This window comes from Pedobacter psychrodurus (genome assembly GCF_004331735.1).
In the GTDB taxonomy this organism is placed as follows: domain Bacteria; phylum Bacteroidota; class Bacteroidia; order Sphingobacteriales; family Sphingobacteriaceae; genus Pedobacter; species Pedobacter psychrodurus.
This window is the reverse complement of record NZ_SJSO01000001.1, coordinates 267,595-288,386: the sequence shown is the minus strand read 5'-3', so window position 1 is coordinate 288,386 and position 20,792 is coordinate 267,595. Positions and strand designations below refer to the sequence as shown.

The following is a 20,792-nucleotide window of genomic DNA, read 5'->3' as shown; positions in this document are numbered from 1 at the left end:
CTATCTAGGAAAGGTAAAGCCAAAGCCTAGCGCTAAAGTTTGGTTCGCCTGTATTTTGTTTGTGCCTGTATCATCATCAAATAATAGTACGCCTGTTAAACTGGTGTTCATAAAACGATTAATTTTTGCCGTTAAAGCAATATCTAACCTGTGGTCGATCTTTTTTGACTGAAAATCTTTGTATGGAATGAACATGGCATATCGTGCTTTAAGATTTGTATTGGTGAAAATATCTTTATCAAAAGCACTCACAATCTGAAAAGCCAGTTCATTTTTAAATTTTTTGCCTTTTTCAACAGCATAAACTTCATTTTTATTATCGTATACAGCTGTATCGAGAACAAAAGTTTGTCTTGCAGTACCTGTACCAATTCGGGTAGAAAAATATTTAACAGGTTTATACTCAAAACCTATTGATTCCGTTAGGTACCCTGGTGCCATAAACTGTGAAATCAAAACCTGTTGTTCATCTCCATTACCATCTCTAAAGTATCTGAAGCCTTTATCAAACTGAGATTCAAAACTTATGGATCCGAAGAAAAACCAGCTTTTAGAGAGCTGGAAAGAGGCTTTATTATCCCAAAAAATACGGTCGTTGGTTTTCTTTTGCAGCTGATCTTTATTTTTTATTTTGCCGTACTGTAAAACAAGTTCACTTACATAACTGTAGCTATCTTTATTATACTCTGCTTTCCAGTTCAATAAGCCACCAACCGCTACAGAGTTGGTACCCCCACCTTTCCAGTTATTACTGAATTGGGCCTGGTTAACATTGATGCCGATGTTGGTTCTGGTTTTCCAGTAATTAATCTTGGCATTTACAACCAGTGGCTTAATTTTTACGGGCTCAAAGTTTAATGGGCCTTGCCTGCTTGGCAGTGGACTGCGTTTCAATTTAATGTTCAGGTCTTTTGTACTGATAGGAATAGTATCAATTTCCTGTGCATATAATTTTGTAGAGCAGAAACTTAGAATCAGGATTATGGCAGCTAAACAGTTCTTCATTACCTACAAAGAAAAAGAAAAATTTTAGAGATAAAAAGCATTTAACAAAATGATTGTCAGATTGACAATTGAGTTAGAGGTGATAACCGATGTTTCAGATCTTTTTAAACCAGCCGTACCAATTACCCTTTTTTAGGTAGTTTAGATCATTTTCGTGCGCATAGGCTTCCTTTTCAAAAACGATGTTGCGGTAGGCTAAATCATGGTTCCGGCATTTAACAAGATTAACCAGGTAATTAGCCAGATATAATAGATAAAAGGGAAAAATAAGCAATTCTAATTGCTGGCGTAAGTGTATTTTTTCGTGGTTAATAATGACAGGATCGTTTTTAAACTGCGGTGATTTTAACAGGATAAATGGAAAGATTGCCATGCCCGCTGCTGGGAGTTTTTTAATAATCAGAATTGGCGCTTTCACAACTTATCGATCGTTATTTTGGGCAATGCAGGCAATTGTAATGCTTTAGGATTTAACCTGTAGCTTTTATACGCGTTCCGGATAAAAAGATTAAAGGCATAATCTGTTGCATCTAATACAAATTGATAGGTAGGACGATACTGCTGCATAAAATCAGTGAGTTCAGCATCCTTTATACCTAATACCTGGCTAACCAGATTGGCGCTGAAACGATAATCGATCAAGTCTTCACGATAATCTTTTTCGAGGATTTTTTGAAGATGACGTGCATTTCTTCCTTGTTTGTTTAACAGATTATAAATCGCATCGATACCTAAACCAACACCGCCATTGCCTAAATTCAATAAATCTTTACTACTTCCTTTCATGGTTTGGTAACGATATTCCTGAACATTTTTTTCGTATTGCTGCTGCGGACTTAATCTTTTTTGTTGAATAACCACATCGCGTAGTCTTATCCCTAGCGATCTGAGTTGAAAATACGTAGCAGTTTGGCCCTTAAAAACAATAGTATCTACCCCATAGCCCGATAAAGCCGCAACTAAGGTATCGCCTGGTAAAGCAAAGGTGCTAAACTCGCCTTTCGTATTGTTATATAAACCATCACCTGTACGGATATTATAAATATAAACCTTGGCCAAACGCTGCTTGGTTTCTTTATCAATAACAATTCCCTGCACAGGTTTATTTTGTGCATGAAGCAACGTAGAGAAGCCGAAAGCAAGTATAAGGGGAATAAAAAATTTCATTAAGCTACAAAAGTACAAATATCTGGGAGGCTATGTTTGTACTTAACATTATTTAACCTTAAGTATTTGACCTAGTTTAATGGCATCGGTACTCATTTCGTTCAGCATTTTTAACTGATCAACCGTTAAATTAAACCGTTTTGCAATATTGTAGAGCGTATCTCCTTTGACAACGGTATAAGTGCCATCGGCAAGAATAGGTTTAGCGCCAGCAGGTGGGGTTTCCACTGGCGTAAATTTAGCCTTTTCCTGAGGGATATTTTGGTTGATTTCTGAAAAAACACGATCCTCCCGGGCAATCTTTTGCTTTTCGCTTTCAGGTTGATCGTATTGGTAAAGCTGGTATTTTTCGATGGTGTTGATTAACAGATCCGGATATTTTGGATTGGTTGCATAACCCGCTGTTTTTAATCCCTGTGCCCAGCTTTTGTAATCATTCTTATCCAATTGGAAAAGAAAACTATAACGCTTGCGTTTTAAAAATTCAGAATGATCTCTAAAAGATTCGCGGGCATCTTTATATACCCTAAAACAATCGTTTTTTTGGTCATCATCGCGGAAATAGTTTTTTCCCTTCCAATCTGATGTACATTTAATGCCGAAGTGGTTGTTTGCATATTTAGCTAAATCGCTATTTCCACTACCCGATTCTAAAATCCCCTGTGCTAAGGTGATACTCGCAGGGATACCGTTTGCATTCATTTCTTCTACCGCTACTCCTTTAAACTCATCAATATAACTTAAGGTATTGTAACTTTTGTACGAATTGTTATTTGCTTTGTTGGCTGCTTTTTCTATCTGTTTGTTGTTTTTAGAAAATTTCCGCGAACCGCAAGAACTAAATAAAACAAGGATTGCCGCGATTAGAATGTAATGATAGGATGAACGCATTGGTGGGTATATGGTTAATTGTTTAAATCGGTTAACTGGTTAATTGTAGATTTATCGACTTAGGACTCAAGACTAGGGACTAACGACTCAAAGTCTAATCTTCTGTCCGGGTTTTAAGTTCACTTTTTTAATGCCGTTTTTCTGCATGAGGGCTTTAACGGTAGTACCTTTCTTTTTGGCAATTATACTCAGGTTATCTCCAGATTTTACGGTATAAGTTTTTGTTGTTCTTCTGCTTTTGGTGTGGTGGCGAACTGGTGTTGCATAAACGGGTTCTTCATATCCTTCTGGCCTATCATCGTATTGATAGAGTTCGTATTTTTTAATTAACCCTATTACCTGGCTGGCCCAACTTCTACTGCTGGCATAACCGCAACGGCGGATTCCATAAGCCCAACCTTTGTAATCGTATTGATCGTATTTTTCAAAAAGATTATTAAAAGGCTCGCGGGTTTCCATAATTTCTACAAAATGACTGTAAGATTCATCTGCATTTAAATAATCGCGATAGGATGAACGGATTTGGGTATTATTATTTGGACCTTTTACCCCAAAATGATTGTTAAGGTGCTGTGCAATTTTACTGTTTCCTGCAGCCGATTCGTGGATGGCAACAGCGAGGATAATGCTGGCTGGGATTTTATGATCACGCATTAAATCTTGCGCATATTCTACATGCTCCGCAATATATTCGTCTGTATCTTGCGCTCTGGCAACAATCCCTGTTAAAAGGAGCAGACAAAAAGTAAAGATTTTCTTCATTTCATTTTTGGTTAATCGGTTAATCGTTTAATTGATTAACCGGCGTTGATAAATCAATTAACCGATTTAAACAGTTTATACAATTAACCCAACTTCCTAATCACAAACAAACCATCCCGAACAGGTAAAATCAATTTCTCAACCCGTTTATCTGCAGTTATTTTATCATTAAAACTAGTAATATTTCTGGTGTCTTTATCCTGTTTCTCCTGAAGTACTTTTCCACTCCATAGCACATTATCCACAATGATAATCCCGCCTGGACGAACGCGATCAAAAATGAGATCATAGTACGTGCCATTGTTTTTCTTATCTGCATCGATAAAAACAATATCGAAAACTTCGTCTAAACCCGCTATTGTAGTGGTGGCATCGCCAAGGATGTAGTTGATCTGATCGTTAAAAGCGGATCGGACAAAGTTACGGCGAACCATATCTTCCAATTCCTCATTAATATCCAGCGTATACAGCAGGCCATCTTTGGTTAAGCCCTCAGCAAGGCATAAAGTAGCATAACCGGTAAAAGTGCCAATTTCTAAAATCCTTTTAGGAGAAATCATTTTGCTGAGCATACTCAAAACCCGGCCCTGATAGTGGCCAGATAGCATACGGGGCATTAAAACTTTAAGATTGGTTTCGCGGTCTATCTGTTGAAGCAATTCACTTTCTGGTTCGCAATAGGCTATTAGTAAATCCTGTAAATCGTCGTTTATTAGGCTCATTTGTTGGTTATAAACGGTTACTTTCCATAAAATATTGTAAAATGATGGTTGCGGCAATAGTATCAACCCTGTCTTTGTCTCTTCTGTCCATTTTTTTTAAACCACTTTGCATAATGGCCTGGTGAGCAAGTTTGGAGGTAAAGCGCTCGTCAACCCAATGTCTCGGGATATCAGGGAATGATTTTTTTAGTAACGTAGCAAAACCCTTTACATGTTGTGCTGAATCGGATGGCGAACCATCCATTTGTTTAGGATCGCCCAGTACAAAAGCCTCCACCTGCTCGGTAAGCATATATTTTTTAACATATTCGATCACATCTTTGGGATGAACAGTATCCAGCCCTGTTGCAATAATCTGCAAAGGATCGGTTACCGCAATGCCGATGCGTTTTGTTCCATAATCAAATGCGAGGATCCGTGCCATAAGTTAAGCGCTGGGCGCTTAGCGTAAAGCGTTGGCCCATCTTTAAATTTTAAAAAGCCCAAAGGTAAGGTTTTTGAAATAATCGGTAAACCTCAGAAGTCATGCGTTGGTAACGTGCGTGTTATTTGTATTTATCGCTAAAAAATTGATTTGTTTCATTTTTTGGAAAGCAAAGCTTGTAGTACTTGGGTATGTCGGGTCCTGCTGTATGCTATAGCCCTCATGCTTCGGGGCTGCCGCTTCCATCAGGTTTAATTAACGCAGGCCGATATAGATTGGGTGGAGCTACAGTGTGCACTATAGCCAGATATTTAAGTTTTAAAGGTCAATTTCCGTTAGAATTACAGGAAAACGTTAAATAAACCTGATAAAGCGTAAAGCCCACAGCGTAGCGAGGACTTGAAGCGATAGCAGGACTTTCGGAACCGAAACGCAAGTGACTTTGCTTTTCAAAATAATATGAACACATAAGTTAACTTCCACAGGTTTCTTTAATATCAAATCTGTGTTTCAAAAGTAAGATCATGATGACGAATGTGTGAATATCATATCTATTTCTTATTTTGCACCAAATGCAGTTTAAAGTAATCATAGGACAGGAAAGAGTGAAGCAACAATTGGTGCAAACGGTTAAAGAAAACCGCATTAGCCATGCGCAACTGTTTTTGTCGCCTGCTGGTTCTGGCGCTGTACCGCTGGCTATTGCCTATGCACAATACATCAATTGCCTTAACAAAGGCGAAAATGATAGTTGTGGCGAATGTTCGAGCTGTAGAAAATACGAGCGTTTAATTCATCCCGACCTACATTTCTCCTATCCTTTCTTTGCCTCGGCAAGTGTAAAAACCGCTGTAGATGTGTTGGAAGAATGGCGGGGCATGGTAATGCAGGATCCTTATTTCGATATGGATATCTGGCGTTCTAAACTCGATGCGGCCAATAAACAGGCCAATATTAACATTGCCGAATGCCACGATATTATTAAAAAACTAAGTTATAAAGCTTTCGAAGCCGAAACAAAGGTTTTAATTATGTGGTTGCCCGAATATCTGGATAAAGCTGGAAATGCTTTGTTGAAATTAATTGAAGAGCCACCTGCAAATACTTTATTTATTTTAATCGCACAAAGTCAGGATCAGATTTTAACCACCATTTTATCCAGAACACAAATTGTGAAGATTCCGAAACTTTCGTCAGAAGAGGTAACTGGATATTTATTAAATGCGAGTGGATTAAGCGAGCACCAGGCTATTGATTATTCATTTTTAGCTGATGGAAATTTAATTGAAGCAAAGGCATTGGCAGCAGATACGCAAAGTGATAGTTCGGGTACATTTACGGCCTGGTTGAGGATGGGTTTTAGTAATAAAGTTCCCGATCTGATCGAGTTTACCGACGAGGCAGCGAAGTGGGGAAGAGAAAACCAGAAGAATTTTTTAAAATATGGCGTAAATTATTTACGCGAATGCTGTTTAATTTTAAGCGGAGCTGAAGAATTAGTGAAATTACCCCCCCTAACATTCGAAACCGCAAAAAAACTCAGCACACATGTACTTACCTTGCCTATGGCAGAAGCCATAATTGGCGAACTGGAGAAGGCCCATTACCACATTGAAAGAAACGCAAATCCGAAAATTCTGTTTTTAGATGTATCTTTACAATTGGTAAAAATTATCAAGTTTAAAACGCTCCCTGCGGGGACTCAATATATATACAATTAATATGGGATGTGGAAGTTGTTCAACAGGTGGTGGTTGCACCCCTAATGGATGCAAAAGTAATGGCTCATGTGGCACCGGTGGTTGCCAAACAATGGAAGTTCACGATTGGCTATCTAATTTAGATATGCCGGCTAATTATAAACCTTTTCAGGTTACCGAAATCAAATTTAAAGGCTCACGTAAAGAGTTTTTCCTTAACAACGATAACATTTATCTCGAAATTGGAGAGCTTGTTGCTGTTGAAGGACCAACCGGAGGTTTTGATGTTGGGCACGTTTCGCTAACAGGCGAATTGGTGCGCATCCAAATGAAACGCCGCAAAACTGCGATGGATCAGGTAACCAAAAAAATCTACCGTAAGGCTACAGAGGCTGATGTGGAGAAATGGAATGCTGCTAAAGGAATGGAGTGGGAAACCATGCACAAAGCCCGTAAGCTAGCCCTGGATCTTCGTTTACAGATGAAAATCAGCGATGTAGATTATCAGGCCGATAAAACAAAAGCTACTTTCTTTTATACTGCTGATGGCCGTGTCGATTTTCGCGAGCTGATTAAAAAAATGGCTGAAAGTTTCCGCATCAGGATTGAAATGCGTCAGATTGGGATGCGCCAGGAAGCCGGCCGTTTAGGTGGGATTGGCTCTTGTGGTAGAGAATTATGCTGTTCTACCTGGTTAACCAATTTCAAAACGGTTTCTACAGCTGCGGCGCGTTATCAAAACTTATCTTTAAATACATTAAAGCTTGCCGGTCAGTGTGGCAAATTGAAATGTTGTTTGAACTATGAGTTAGATACTTATTTAGATGCTTTAAAAGATATTCCGGATAGAATTGAAAATCTGGATACAGAAGCGGGTTACGCCCGTCATCAAAAAACAGATATTTTCAAGAAAATCATGTGGTTTAGTTACCAAGGCGATGAAAACTGGATTCCGGTTAAAGCTGCCAGAGTAAAAGAAATCATGGCCATGAACAAGGCAGGCAACAAAGCACCAAATCTAAAAGAAGAAGCGGTTCAGATTGCTACCCCTGTGGTGGTAGAAAAATCTTTCGATTATGAAAATGTGGTTGGTCAGGATAGTTTAACCCGCTTAGATGAACGTTCGCGTGGTAAAAACAACCAGAATAAAAACAACAACCAGAAAAATAACCGCAACAGTAACCAAAATAGAAGAGAAAGAGTGCCTGTTGGAGAGAAGAATGCTGTACCGAGCAATAAGCAACAGCAGCCCCAACAAGGTGGTCAAAAGAACCAACAAGGTGAAAAACAGCCTAACGGACCAAAGTCGCAACAAAATGGTGGACAGAAACCACAGCAACAGGCAGTACCCAAACCACAGCATGTTAATGGACCAAAGCCTCAAGGCAACAAGCCAAAACCACCTCAAGGACCAAAACCCATAGCGAAAGCAGAAGGAGATGTGGCTGCAGATGGGGTTAAACCAGAGCAAAGCAAAAACAAGAGCAGAAATAACCGTAGGAAGAACAATAACCGCCGAAATAATAACAATGGCTCAGAAAATAAACCTGCTGCTGAATAAAAGGCAAATAATTTTGCTTGGCTTTTTATTAATGGTTACACTACTTGTGGGCTGTACAGCCAGCGTAATCGATAGCAATGTAGAAATTGCCGATCGCAGGTGGACTTACCGTAACCATATTTCTACAACATTTGAAATTAAGGATAATACCAAAGCCTATAATATTTACTTTAAGCTAAGGCATACTGCTAATTATAAATACGCCAATATATTTATTCTAGTTCACTTTAAGGACGGCAAAAAAATGATAACCAAACGTTATCAATATCAATTGGCTAAAAATGATGGCGAATGGCTGGGCAGCGGCTCTGGAAATGTATTCAGTTATAATTTGCCCATGCTAACCAATTATCGTTTTCCAAGAAACGGCAAGTTTGATATCGAAATTGAGCAGAATATGCGCGATAATCCGCTTTTGGAAGTGAGTGATGTTGGCGTTTTGATTGATTTGGCTAAATAAATTCTGTTTTTTCAATTAAATCTTTATTGAAAAGTATTTCATCTAATTTTCCTTAATTAATAGGCTTTGATTATTTGTCGCTAATGGTGTTTTCCGAAATTTTATTCGGAAATATTAGCTTTATGCGTTAATCTTCGTAATAAAATTGTTATTATTGTTTATAAACCTATGAACTATGATAAGAATATTACTCAAAAACTCCCTACCCATTCTCCTCCTTTTGATTTCAACCCAACTATTTGCACAAGGCTTAAAGGGTAAAGTTACTGATTCTGCCGGCTTAGCTATCCCAGGTGCTACCGTTCAGGTAGTTGGCTCAAAAGTTGGAACATCTTCTGACGGAAACGGACTTTACGCCTTAAAATTCCCGGCAGCCGGTGCTTATAAAATCCGGATTTCCTTTACGGGCTATCAAACGGCCGAAGTCGCTGTTCAGATCGATAACACGGTAAAAACGATGGATTTTGCATTGCAAGATGCGAAAGAACTGTTAAGCGATGTAGTGGTGATCGGATCAAGATCAACGCCGAGAACAAATATTGAGAGTGTTGTTCCCGTCGATCTGATTTCAACTAAAGATGTTAAAGTATTTGCCCAAACGGATTTAACACAGATTTTAAACTTCGTGGCGCCATCATTTAGCTCTAACCGGCAAACGGTTTCTGATGGTACCGATCACATCGATCCTGCTTCTTTACGTGGTTTGGGGCCAGATCAGGTTTTGGTTTTGGTAAACGGAAAACGTAGGCATACTACAGCACTGGTAAATATTAACGGTACCTTCGGACGGGGTTCTGTTGGAACAGATTTAAACTCCATTCCCGTTTCGGCAATTGAACGGATCGAGGTTTTGCGTGATGGTGCTGCAGCACAATATGGTTCAGATGCCATTGCAGGAGTAATTAACATTGTATTAAAAAAAGTTACTCCTTATAGTTTCTCCACCTCTTTCGGTCAATCTTCTTCAAATGCTTTAGGTCGAGATTTTAGCGACGGCAGAACTTTTCAGGTCGATTTTAGCAAAGGTTGGGCCTTTAAAAACGATAAAGGTTTTATCAATTTTGCTGCACAGTACCTCCAAAGGGGCTATACCAATAGAGGAGGTTTAGATACCCGTCCGTTATTATATTCTGCGAGTCCAACTAAAGGTTCAACAGAAACCGAAGCTGATTTTCAAGCCCGTTTTGCAAGTATAAAGGCTGCAGATGATGCAAGGGCAGCAGCAAATGGTTTGGATAGAAACAACATGCGTGTGGGTAACTCCGATTCTAAAAACGGTGGTGGTTTCTTAAACGGACAGTTTAATTTTGGTAAAACGACTCAATTGTACTACGCAGCGGGTTTTACCCATAAAACGGGAAGTGCTGCGGGTTTTTATCGCCTGCCAACACAAACAACACAGATTGATTTATCAATTTATCCTAATGGATTTTTGCCTTTCATCGATACCAAGATTAATGATTATTCATTCTCAGCCGGATTGAGGGGGAAAATAGGTACTTGGGATTACGACCTAAGTAATACAAGTGGAGAGAATACCATTGAGTTTAATATTGACAACACAGTAAATGCCTCTTTACCAACAGGTACAAGTCCTACTTCATTTTATGCCGGAGAGCTACTATTTAGACAAAACACCAGTAATCTTGATTTAAGCAAAAAGCACACTTTTGACAGTGGATTTCTAACTTCACTGAACACAGCATTTGGTGCAGAATTTAGAATAGACAATTATCAGATTAAAGAAGGTGAATTGTTATCTTACTCTAACGGTGGACGACTGATCGGTACAGCGCCAACAGCATCAGGTGCGCAGGTATTTCCAGGGTTTAAACCAAGTAATGCACTCGATAAATCGAGACACAACATCGGTGCATATGCAGATTTCGAAGCTGAATTTGGGCCAAGAGTAACATTAGAAGCAGCAGGCCGTTATGAAAACTACAGTGATTTCGGTTCAAACTTCTCTTATAAATTTACAGGTAAGGTTAAGCTTTTTGGAGATATTTCTTTACGTGGGGCTTATGCCACAGGATTTAGAGCACCGTCTTTACACCAACAATATTTTAATAATGAGAGTACGCAGTTTGTGGGAACAAATGCAACTCAGGTGTTAACAGTAAATAATGCCAATCCAATTGTTGCCCAGTTTGGTGTTGGCCCACTAAAGCCAGAGATATCTAGATCAGGGAGTTTAGGCTTGGCAGGTAAGATTGCAAAAACTTTTACTTTCACTATCGATGCCTATAACATTGATATTAGCGATCGGATTGTTTTCTCAAGCCAATATGCCCGCGAACGTTCTGGCGGAGTTTTAGTGCCAACAGGTGTGGTGAACCAAATTTTAAATACAGTAGATCCTTCAGCCCAGATTAATAGTGTACAGTTTTTTACTAATGCCATTACTACAAATACCGCTGGGATTGATGTAGTTTTAACCAATAGGTTTAATTTAGGTGCAAAAAGCAGTCTAATTTTAAGTGTTGCAGGTAATGTGAATAAAACCGTAGTTAGAAGTATCCAAGGTTCTGATAAAATTGAAAGCGACCCAACATTGAAGGCCAAACTTTTCGATCGCTTAGAACGCTCCCGTTTCGAAAGCTCTGTGCCGAAGAATAAATTGAATATCACGGCAACTTATAATGTTAATAAACTATCTTTTGTGGCAAGAACAGTTCGTTTTGGCGAGGTTACCTATTTAAATGCTATCGATCCTAATATTGCTGCCAATGGTTTGCCAACACAGTTGGATCAGACTTTTGCTCCGAAATGGGTAACCGATTTCTCTGTAAGTTATGCAGCAAATAAAACCTGGTCTGTTACGGTAGGAGCCAATAATATTTTTGATGTTTATCCTGATAAATTGTATATCGATCCACGTAATAATGCAAATAATTTAAGCGGAGTGGCTACCAGCAATTATTCAGGAGGATTAGATAATACATCAAATGGTAGATTCCTATATCCAAGAGCCGTTAGCCAGTTTGGCTTTAGCGGTCGCTATGTTTATGGTAAGGTTGCTTGCACCTTCTAACGAGATTTGAAAATAGAAAAAGCATCAGATATTAATATTTGATGCTTTTTCTATTATAGCCAAAAAATAATTCCTTACCCTCTTAGCTTTTCCGAGGTGTGTGAGGTTCTAAAAGATCTATAAATACTGCAATAAACTTTCCAATTTCATTCCTCGCGAGCCTTTCAGTAATACTAAATGATCTTGAACATGATTTTCTTGCAAGTACTGAGCAGCCTCTGCAGGAGTTTCGAAAAATATGCCTTTAACAGTGTCTTTATAGGCATAAAAATCTTTCCCAATAAAAATTAACTGATCCAAGCCGCTTTCACTTGCCTGTTTGACAATCAGTTCATGCTGACCAAGGGATTCAGGACCCAGTTCGAACATGTCTCCCAAAATAGCGGTTTTTTTATCGGCCGACAGTACGGCAATATTCTTCAATGCTGCTGTCATACTGCTTGGGTTGGCATTATAAAAATCGCAGATAACCGTGTTTTTTTCTGTTTTCGTTAGCTGTGAGCGGTTGTTTTTCGGTTCATAGTTCGATAAGCCAGTATTAATTTCTTCAGGGCTCATGTCGAAAAAATCTCCTATACAGATTGCTGCCAGAATGTTTTCGAAATTATAACTGCCCGTTAGGTTTGTTTTTACTGAAGAAGAAACATCATGGTTGGTCCAATCGATTTCAATAAAAGGATCGCTGCTTTTTAGTGTGCCTTTAATGGTGTTGCCATTTTCAGTTCCATAATAAATCAGTTTATTTAAACCAGCAACCGCACTCATTTCTATTAAGTAAGGATTGTCTCTATTAATAAAAGTGTAACCATGGGTTTCTTTTAAGTAGGTATAAAGTTCTGCTTTCCCTTTTTTTACGCCTTCAAATCCACCGAAGCCATCTAAATGGGCCATTCCAACATTGGTAATAATGCCATGGGTGGGCTGGGCAATGCTGCAAAGCAGTTCTATTTCTTTTTGGTGGTTTGCCCCCATTTCGATTACCGCAATCTGAATATCATCAGTAATGGATAATATAGATAATGGAACCCCGATATGATTGTTTAAGTTGCCAAAGGTGGCAAAGGTTTTATATCGCTCAGCCAGAACAGCATTTACCAATTCTTTACTGGTTGTTTTACCATTACTACCTGTTAAGCCAATAACGGGAATGTTAAGTTTTTTGCGGTGATGGCGTGCCAGATCCTGCAAAGTGTTTAATACGTCTTCAACCAATAGGCATTGACTGTTTGTGGCATACTTTTCTTCATCTACAATTGCATAAGCGGCGCCCTTTTCAATAGCTTGCGCAGCAAATTCGTTAGCATTAAAAAGATCTCCCTTAAGCGCAAAAAAGATACAACCTGGGCTAATGTTTCTTGTATCGGTAGAAATTACTGGGTTTTCTTGGTAGTAATCGTATAATCTTTCGGTTGTAATCATGCCTATGGTAAAAAATATGATGCAAAATTAAGCTTTCGCATCAACAAAAAACAAAATTAGTACATTAGGTAAAATTATTTCCCTATGAAAAGACGCTTAATGTTCTGCCTAATTTCCCTTAGTTCTGTTCTGTTTGTGCAAGCACAGCTAAAATCTCCTGATGATTTTTTAGGATATGAGTTAGGCTCGCACTTCACCCCTCACCATAAAGTAGCTGATTATTTTAGGCAAACCGCTGCAGCTTCCCCTAAAAATATGAAGCTGATATCGTATGGCAAAACGAATGAAGGCAGACCGTTGATGGTGGCAGTTGTTTCTTCAGCAGAAAATATAGAAAGACTGGAACAGATCAGGAATAACAATTTAGTTTTAGCAACAGGGACCTCTAATAGTGTCGATTTAACAAATCAGCCTGCTATACTTTGGTTAAGTTATAACGTACATGGCAATGAGGCAAATTCTACTGAAACTTCAATGAAAATGCTTTATACGCTTGCGTCGGGCATAAATAAACCAGCTACAGAATGGCTAAAAAATACTGTTGTGGTGATCGACCCATGTTTAAACCCCGATGGAAGAGATCGATATGTGAATTATTTTAATAGCGTAGTGGGTAAAACACCCAATGCTGATCCATTATCAAGAGAACACATAGAGCCATGGCCAGGAGGCAGGCCAAATCATTATTATTTCGATTTAAACCGCGATTGGGCTTGGCAAACACAAATTGAAAGTCAGCAAAGGTTAGCATTGTACAACCAATGGATGCCGCAGGTACATGTCGATTTTCATGAGCAAAGCTATAATGAACCTTACTATTTTGCACCAGCAGCAGAGCCTGTTCACCAGGACGTTACGCCTTGGCAAAAAAGTTTCCAAGTGGTGGTAGGTAAAAACAATGCCAAGTATTTTGATGCCGAAGGTTGGCAATACTTCACTAAGGAACGGTTCGATTTGTTATATCCTTCTTATGGAGATACTTACCCTTTATATAATGGTTCAATTGGTATGACCTATGAGCAGGGCGGAATTAGGGCTGGATTATCTGTGGTGACGAATGATGGCGATACATTAACATTAAAAGACCGCATAGCGCACCATTTTACAACAGGGATGTCGACACTTGAAGTAACCTCTTTAAACCATAATAAATTATTAGTGGAGTATAAAAAATATTTCCAGCAAGAATTGGCCAATAGTCCAGGCATTTATAAAAGTTATATTATAAAAGCGACTAATCTGTCCCGTTTAAAAAAACTGGCTGAATTGCTAACCAAAAATAAAATCGAATATACTTTTGGTGGCGATAAAACAGGAAGAGGTTATGACTATGATACTCAAAAGGAAGAAAATTTTAGCATTGCCCGTAACGATTTAATTGTTAATATTCAGCAGCCGAGAGCAGTTTTGGCTAACGTTTTATTAGAGCCCCAAACCCTCGTAACCGATTCTAATACTTATGATATTACAGCATGGGCCCTACCTTATGTGTACGGATTAAAAGGTTATGCCAGTAAAGAAAGTATTAAAGGAAAATATTCAGCAATTGAAGAGCCCAAGATAATCAATAATGAGCTGGAGAAGCCCCTAGCCTGGTTGTTTAGCTGGGGATCAAGCGAAGATGTTCAGGTTTTAACGGCGCTGCAAAAGGAAAATATAAAAGTTAGACAGGCCGATCAGCCATTTTCTGTAAATGGTAAAGACTATCCTGCCGGAACCCTAATTGTGTTAAGGGCAGAAAACGAAAGACAGATAAAAGGGGTGAAAGATAGGGTTGCATCGATCACAAAAACATTAAATAGGCCAATTCATGCCATTAGCAGCGGTTTTGTAGAAAAAGGGAAAGATTTTGGCTCCAACGTTTATCCATTGCTAAAACAACCTAAAATTGCCATTGTATCAGGTATGGAGGTTTCTTCTCTCGCTTTTGGCGAAGCTTGGTTTTTTCTTGAACACGATCTGAATCTTTCTCCAAGCATTATTAATGCTAAAGATCTGAATAACCTCGATATTAATAAGGTAAATACCTTGATTTTGCCCGATGGTAGTTACAGCGCTTTTATAGGCGATGGTTTAACCGCATGGCTAAATAAAGGAGGAAGATTGATTTTAATGGAAGATGCTATAGAAAGTGTATTCGAGAAAAAGGGATTTGATATTAAAAAGAAGGAAGCTGCTGTAAAAAAGGATGAAAAGCCGGAGGCAAACAAACTTCTTTTCAAGGATAAGAACAGAGATGATTTCGAAACGACCATACCTGGTGCAATTTATAGGATCAATCTAGATGCCAGTCACCCCTTTTCATATGGTCTGGGTAAAACCTACTACAGCTTAAAAACAGACCGTAAGATTTATGAGCCTTTTGTTAAAGGTTGGAATGTGGGCCTAATTAACGAAAAAAGCTTAATGGCCGGTGTAGTGGGTAAAAAAGCTAGGGAAGAACTTAAAACCGGGCTTTTAATTGGTGTGCAAGATTTCGGCCGTGGCCAAGTCGTTTATTTGGCTAACGACCCGCTGTTTAGAAACTTCTGGGAGGGTGGAAAAACCTTATTCGGGAATATAATTTTTTGTGGATATTAAAATACCAGCAACTGCCAATTCATCCTCGCTTTTACCGTAGTTTTCTACTGTGGAGAGTGCTAATAGGCTAAACTTTTATATTACTACAAACGCAAAATACATGCTGATTAGTTTTGTTCGTATGGGTTCTACCTCTAAAGTGTAGGCAAAAGTATATCAAAAATGTGACGATAATCAGGCATTGGTCGTGTCAATTAAACGTCATTATAATTAGTATTTTAGTTAAATTTTGTTAAATTGTTACTTGTCTCCCTTATATTTAGCGCTTTAAATAAATAATAATCATTAACTAACTTAAATTCATGAAAAAACTTCTACAAAGTTTGTTCATACTTTTGTTTTTTGCATCTACCGCAATAGCTCAAGACAGAACAATTACTGGTACGGTAACGTCTTCAGACGACAAGCTGCCGATTCCTGGAGTAAGCGTAAGGGTAACAGGGACACAAATCGGAACCGTTACAGACGCTAATGGTAAATACTCCGTTAAAGTTCCCTCGGGTTCGAAAACCTTAGATTTTTCTTTTATCGGTTATCTGGTTAAAAACCTGGCATTAACCGCGTCAAACACAATCAACGTGGCTTTAGTATCTGACTCTAAAACGCTTTCAGATGTAGTTGTAGTGGGGTATGGTCAACAGAGCAAAGCGCTTAGTACCCAAACTACAACCACAGTAAAAGCTGAGTCTTTTAAAAATATGCCAATTCAAACACCTCAGCAAGCTTTACAAGGACAGGCTGCAGGTGTTAATATGATTAACTCTTCAGGTGTTTTAGGCTCTGAGGCTCAAATCACTATACGTGGTGGTTCATCAATTGCTGCTGGAGGTAGACCATTGTATGTTGTAGATGGTGTTCCATTAAACTCGGCTGGTGGCGAGTATACTCAAACTCAGGGTGGTTCTTCAGGATTAAATCCTTTGATCAATATCAGCCCGAATGATATCGAAAGCATGACGGTTTTAAAGGATGCTTCTGCAGTTGCGATTTATGGATCACGTGGTGCAAATGGGGTAATCTTAATCACAACTAAAAAAGGAGCTGCTGGTAAAACGAGAATCACAGCAGATTACCAAAATGGATTTTCTTCTCCAACTTCCTTGGATGAAATGATGACTGCAGATCAGTTCCGTCAGTTCAGAACAGATTATCTTAAAGCAAACAATACAGCTGTGCCTGCTTATCCAACTACAAGTTTCGATTGGCTTGATGCGATTGTACGCACAGGTAAATCAAATACAGTAAACGTAAATGCAACTGGTGGTGATGAGAAAACACAATTCTACTTAGGGGGAACTTATTCAGACGAAAGTGGTTACACCATCGGAAATAACTTGAAACGTTTATCAGGAAGACTAAACCTGAACCATAAATTATCAGATAAGTTTACCGTTGGATTAAACTATAATCTTTCTCATGTAGATATGGATCGTATTGGTTCTGAAAATAATACTTATGCGCCCATTACAGCTGGTTATTTGCAGTTACCTTACGTTACGCCTTACGGACCAGATGGTCAATTCCAAAATACAGGTTTCGTTGCCAACGTCATTGCTATTGCTGAAACCGGTATCAATAAAAACTATTCTGATAGAAGTACAGGAAATGCATTTTTAGAATGGAAGATTTTACCTGGATTAAAATTCAAAACAGACTGGGGTATTGATAACTACGGCATTGATGAAAAATACAGAGAAACAGATCTGTTAACTCCTGGAGGTTATGCGTATAGAACCCACTATACTGATAATAAATGGGTAAATAGTAATACATTAAATTACGACAAGACCTTCGGTAAGCATACTATTGGTGCACTAGCTGGTTATAGCTTTGAAACGGCTACATTGACTAAAATGATGGTTGAAGGTTCGGGTTTTGTGAGTGATGATCTTCCAAACGTAGGTTCTGCTTCAACGCCAATCACAGCTTCTGAAGAAGTATTTGATTGGGCACTTCAGTCAGTATTCGGACGTTTTAACTATGATTTTGATAAAAAATACCTATTTGAAGCATCATTAAGAAGAGATGGTTCTTCAAGATTTGGTCAGAACAAAAAATACGGTACATTTTATGCTTTATCTGGAGGATGGTTGATCTCTAACGAAGCATTCTTTAATAAAGACAATAAAATTGCTCAAAATCTAAAGTTAACAGCAAGTTATGGTACTGCGGGTAATGATAATATTGGTTTCTATCAATATTATGGAACATTCTCAGCTGGATCAAACTACTTGGGTGAGGCTGGATTAACACCAAATGTGGTTCCTAATCCTAACTTGAGCTGGGAAGAAACTGCACAGTTAGACATTGGTCTTTCTGCCAGATTATTCAAGGCCATTGATGTTCAGTTTAACTTTTACGACAAAAAGACCACTGGTTTATTGTTAAACGTTCCGTTCCCATATACTACTGGTTATGCATCTGCATCACAGAACGTAGGTAAAATGAGAAACAGAGGTTATGAGGTTACGATCAACTCGGATAATATTGTTGGTCGTGATTTCTCTTGGAGAACTTCATTCAACATTGGTTTCAATAAAAATACCGTATTAGAGTTGCCAGCTAACCCTGATGAAGATGGTCGTAATTTTGTATCAGGTGGTACGGCACAACGTGCAATTACCGGTTACTCTAAAAACTCTTTTTACTTAATTCGTTATAACGGAATTAATCCTCAAACTGGTAATGCAGAGTGGTTGAAAAAAGATGGTTCAGTAACTACTTCACCGCTTGCGTCTGACCGCGTAATTGTAGGAAAAGGTGATCCTGATTTCTCAGGAGGTATTACCAATACTTTTACCTATAAAAACTTCGATTTATCGGCATTCTTCAACTTTAGTTATGGTAACGATGTTTATTTAGATGGTTTACAATTTTCAGATAACTTTGGGACGGGCTCTTATAACAAAAGCGTTAAATTATTAAATTATTGGAAACAGCCAGGAGATAATGCTTTTGCGCCAGCGTTAAATAGTTCAACCAGAACAACTTTCCAGCAGGTGTCTACGAAACAATTATTGAATGGTTCATACATGCGTTTGAAAACGTTATCTGTCGGTTATAGTTTTCCTAAAGAGTTTTTACAAAGATCAAAACTTTTCTCTAGCGTTAGACTTTATTTCCAGGGACAAAATATCTGGACCATTAAGGATAAAGACTTCAGAGGTGATCCTGAGATTTCTGCGAATGGTGCTTCTAACCAGGTTCTTGGTCAGAGTTTCTTTGCTTTACCACAGGCAAAAACCTTTACTTTCGGTGTAAATATTGGCCTTTAAAAATTGAAAAGATGAAATTAAAATATTATATCATAACCTCAGCCCTGGTATTATCGTTATTTGGGTGTAAGAAAGAATTGGAGAAATTACCACAACAAGATTTGTCTGATCAACTTGTTTTTAATTCTCCAGCAACGGCTCTAGGAGCTTTAAGAGGCGTGTACAGTACGGCTCAAACTTTTGATTTTTATGGAAGTTTACCACAGGTGATGGGTGACTACATGGGGAATAACGTTGATTTTGTAGGTACATTTCCAACCTTGCAAGAGCTTAATACTTTCTCAAGTGTATCCACCAATTTAAATGTGCAAACTATGTGGCAGATTCACTATCAGGTGATTACCCGTGCAAATACAGTTATCTTTAAGATAAATGATGTGCCTGGTCTATCAGCAGCAGAAAAATCACAATATGCAGCTGAAGCTAAGTTTTTACGCGCATTGGCTTATTTCCAATTGGCTAATTTCTTTGCTCAGCCTTATCAGGTAAACTCGGGAACGAATCTTGCTGTGCCTTTAGTTTTAGAATACTTTGACGGAACTATTAAGTATCCATCAAGAAGTACCTTAAATCAAGTCCATGCACAGATTATTCAAGATTTAACTGAAGCAGCAGCGGCCTTACCTCCATCATATACTGATGCTGCTGAAACCCGTGGCCGCGCAACTAAAGGAGCTGCTTTTGCACTTTTGTCAAGATTATATTTATACAGAGAAGAATGGGCTAAAGCGGAAAGCGCAGCTAGAAGCACTTTGGCGCAAGGTATTTATGATACAGCACCAAATTATGCTTTCTATAGTGGTAATACTAGTGAAGATGTATTTACTATCCAAAACAGTGCTATTGATAACGGTAGAACGGGTTCTGGTGGTTGGGCTTCATACTACAATCCGGCAGCTTTAGCTGGTCGTGGTGATGCACCTTTCTCTCAAGACCTAATTAATGCTTATAACACTGAGCCTACAGATAAGCGTTTTGCACTTAAAATTTCTGGAAACGCAGCTGATGGCTTACCTCACTTATTTACTTCTAAGTTTCCTGATGCGGTAAACAATTCTGATAACTCTCCTGTTATCCGTACAACAGAAGTGTATTTAAATCTTGCAGAAGCATTGGCTCGCCAAAACGCAATACCAAATGCTGAGGCAGTTACCATTTTGAATACCAGAATTAGAAATAGAGCAGGATTACTTCCTAAAGCTGTAGCTACTCAACAGGCGCTTGTAGATGCTTTACTAATTGAAAGACGTAAAGAATTGGCTTTTGAGGGACATAGTAGAATGGACTTGCTTCGTAACAGACAACCGTTAAGAGCAGGAAATGCAGCAGCAGCATTTGGTGGTGCTAAAACTATTTTGCCAATTCCTCAAAGAGAGATTGATAACAATTCTGGCTTACAAGGCCAACAAAATGCAGGTTACTAAATAACAACCTATAATTAAGATTAAGCGATATCATGCTAACCCATGATATCGCTTTTTTATTTTAATTTTTGCTGGAGTATTAAGTTATATGATTTATATAATGATAAAAAATACTCAGTACACTATATACTATTTTTAGCGAAGAGATGTCTGCGATAGAAGATTCTTTATTTAACACTTGCTTAATGTGTAAAGTGTTACATAAAAATGATTTTTTTGGCACAGTTTTTTTAAGCTATCGTTGTCTTGTTTATAGCTCTTAAATAGCAATTTTCGGCCATTTTAGGATAAAATATGATTATAAGCGTTTATAAATATCCTGCATTTGTAGAAAATTTCCCCAATTCCGCCTTTTTAATCAGACAATA

At 38.4% G+C, this 20,792-nt stretch carries 15 protein-coding genes; 7 read left to right on the top strand and 8 right to left on the bottom strand.

From position 1 onward, the window contains the following. The 7 genes from EZ456_RS01195 to ruvX all read right to left on the bottom strand — a co-directional run bounded on the left by EZ456_RS01195 (position 1) and on the right by ruvX (position 4,971). On the bottom strand, positions 1–1,005 hold the full coding sequence (locus tag EZ456_RS01195; RefSeq protein ID WP_131526570.1) for a DUF3078 domain-containing protein: 1,005 nt from the start codon (positions 1,003–1,005) through the stop codon (positions 1–3). A gap of 94 nt (positions 1,006–1,099) precedes the next feature. Beyond that, positions 1,100–1,423 (bottom strand): hypothetical protein, encoded by a 324-nt coding sequence (locus EZ456_RS01190; RefSeq protein ID WP_205944999.1) that lies wholly within the window; start codon positions 1,421–1,423, stop codon positions 1,100–1,102. Beyond that, complete coding sequence (locus tag EZ456_RS01185) at positions 1,420–2,172, bottom strand: hypothetical protein (protein WP_131526568.1); 753 nt, start codon at positions 2,170–2,172, stop codon at positions 1,420–1,422. Before EZ456_RS01185 ends, EZ456_RS01190 begins: the two co-directional genes overlap by 4 nt. 48 nt (positions 2,173–2,220) lie before the next feature. Continuing rightward, on the bottom strand, positions 2,221–3,063 hold the full coding sequence (locus tag EZ456_RS01180) for a glucosaminidase domain-containing protein (RefSeq protein WP_131526566.1): 843 nt from the start codon (positions 3,061–3,063) through the stop codon (positions 2,221–2,223). A gap of 87 nt (positions 3,064–3,150) precedes the next feature. Then, positions 3,151–3,825, bottom strand: coding sequence for a glucosaminidase domain and LysM peptidoglycan-binding domain-containing protein (locus EZ456_RS01175; protein WP_131526564.1), 675 nt, complete (start codon positions 3,823–3,825; stop codon positions 3,151–3,153). An 83-nt stretch (positions 3,826–3,908) separates the two neighbouring features. Continuing rightward, on the bottom strand, positions 3,909–4,547 hold the full coding sequence (locus EZ456_RS01170) for an O-methyltransferase (RefSeq protein ID WP_131526562.1): 639 nt from the start codon (positions 4,545–4,547) through the stop codon (positions 3,909–3,911). Between the two features lie 7 nt (positions 4,548–4,554). After that, the gene (ruvX, locus tag EZ456_RS01165) at positions 4,555–4,971 is read right to left on the bottom strand and encodes a Holliday junction resolvase RuvX (protein WP_025141594.1); all 417 of its coding nucleotides are present in this window, start codon (positions 4,969–4,971) and stop codon (positions 4,555–4,557) included. 572 nt (positions 4,972–5,543) lie between these two features. Between ruvX and EZ456_RS01160 the strand changes: the two genes are divergently transcribed. From EZ456_RS01160 to EZ456_RS01145, 4 genes are all read left to right on the top strand, one after another. Further along, entirely contained in the window at positions 5,544–6,692 is a 1,149-nt protein-coding gene (locus tag EZ456_RS01160; protein ID WP_131526560.1) for a DNA polymerase III subunit, read from the top strand. Position 6,693: 1 nt separating this feature from the next. Continuing rightward, positions 6,694–8,232: a PSP1 domain-containing protein gene (locus tag EZ456_RS01155; protein WP_131526558.1), complete on the top strand. Its 1,539-nt coding sequence runs from the start codon at positions 6,694–6,696 to the stop codon at positions 8,230–8,232. Then, positions 8,201–8,692, top strand: a complete 492-nt coding sequence (locus tag EZ456_RS01150) for a gliding motility lipoprotein GldH (protein WP_131526556.1) — start codon at positions 8,201–8,203, stop codon at positions 8,690–8,692. The genes EZ456_RS01155 and EZ456_RS01150 overlap by 32 nt, the downstream gene beginning before the upstream one ends. Before the next feature lie 175 nt (positions 8,693–8,867). Beyond that, positions 8,868–11,726, top strand: coding sequence for a TonB-dependent receptor (locus EZ456_RS01145; protein ID WP_131526554.1), 2,859 nt, complete (start codon positions 8,868–8,870; stop codon positions 11,724–11,726). Positions 11,727–11,843: 117 nt separating this feature from the next. Here the strand turns inward: EZ456_RS01145 and EZ456_RS01140 are convergent, their stop codons facing one another. Beyond that, positions 11,844–13,145, bottom strand: a complete 1,302-nt coding sequence (locus EZ456_RS01140) for a UDP-N-acetylmuramoyl-tripeptide--D-alanyl-D-alanine ligase (RefSeq protein ID WP_205944998.1) — start codon at positions 13,143–13,145, stop codon at positions 11,844–11,846. 84 nt (positions 13,146–13,229) lie between these two features. On the opposite strand from EZ456_RS01140, the gene EZ456_RS01135 reads away from it, so the two are divergent. The 3 genes from EZ456_RS01135 to EZ456_RS01125 all read left to right on the top strand — a co-directional run bounded on the left by EZ456_RS01135 (position 13,230) and on the right by EZ456_RS01125 (position 20,424). Then, positions 13,230–15,725, top strand: coding sequence for a M14 metallopeptidase family protein (locus EZ456_RS01135; protein ID WP_131526552.1), 2,496 nt, complete (start codon positions 13,230–13,232; stop codon positions 15,723–15,725). 302 nt (positions 15,726–16,027) lie between these two features. Next, positions 16,028–19,000, top strand: coding sequence for a SusC/RagA family TonB-linked outer membrane protein (locus EZ456_RS01130; protein ID WP_131526550.1), 2,973 nt, complete (start codon positions 16,028–16,030; stop codon positions 18,998–19,000). A gap of 11 nt (positions 19,001–19,011) precedes the next feature. Continuing rightward, on the top strand, positions 19,012–20,424 hold the full coding sequence (locus EZ456_RS01125; protein ID WP_131526548.1) for a RagB/SusD family nutrient uptake outer membrane protein: 1,413 nt from the start codon (positions 19,012–19,014) through the stop codon (positions 20,422–20,424). Positions 20,425–20,792: the final 368 nt, after the last annotated feature.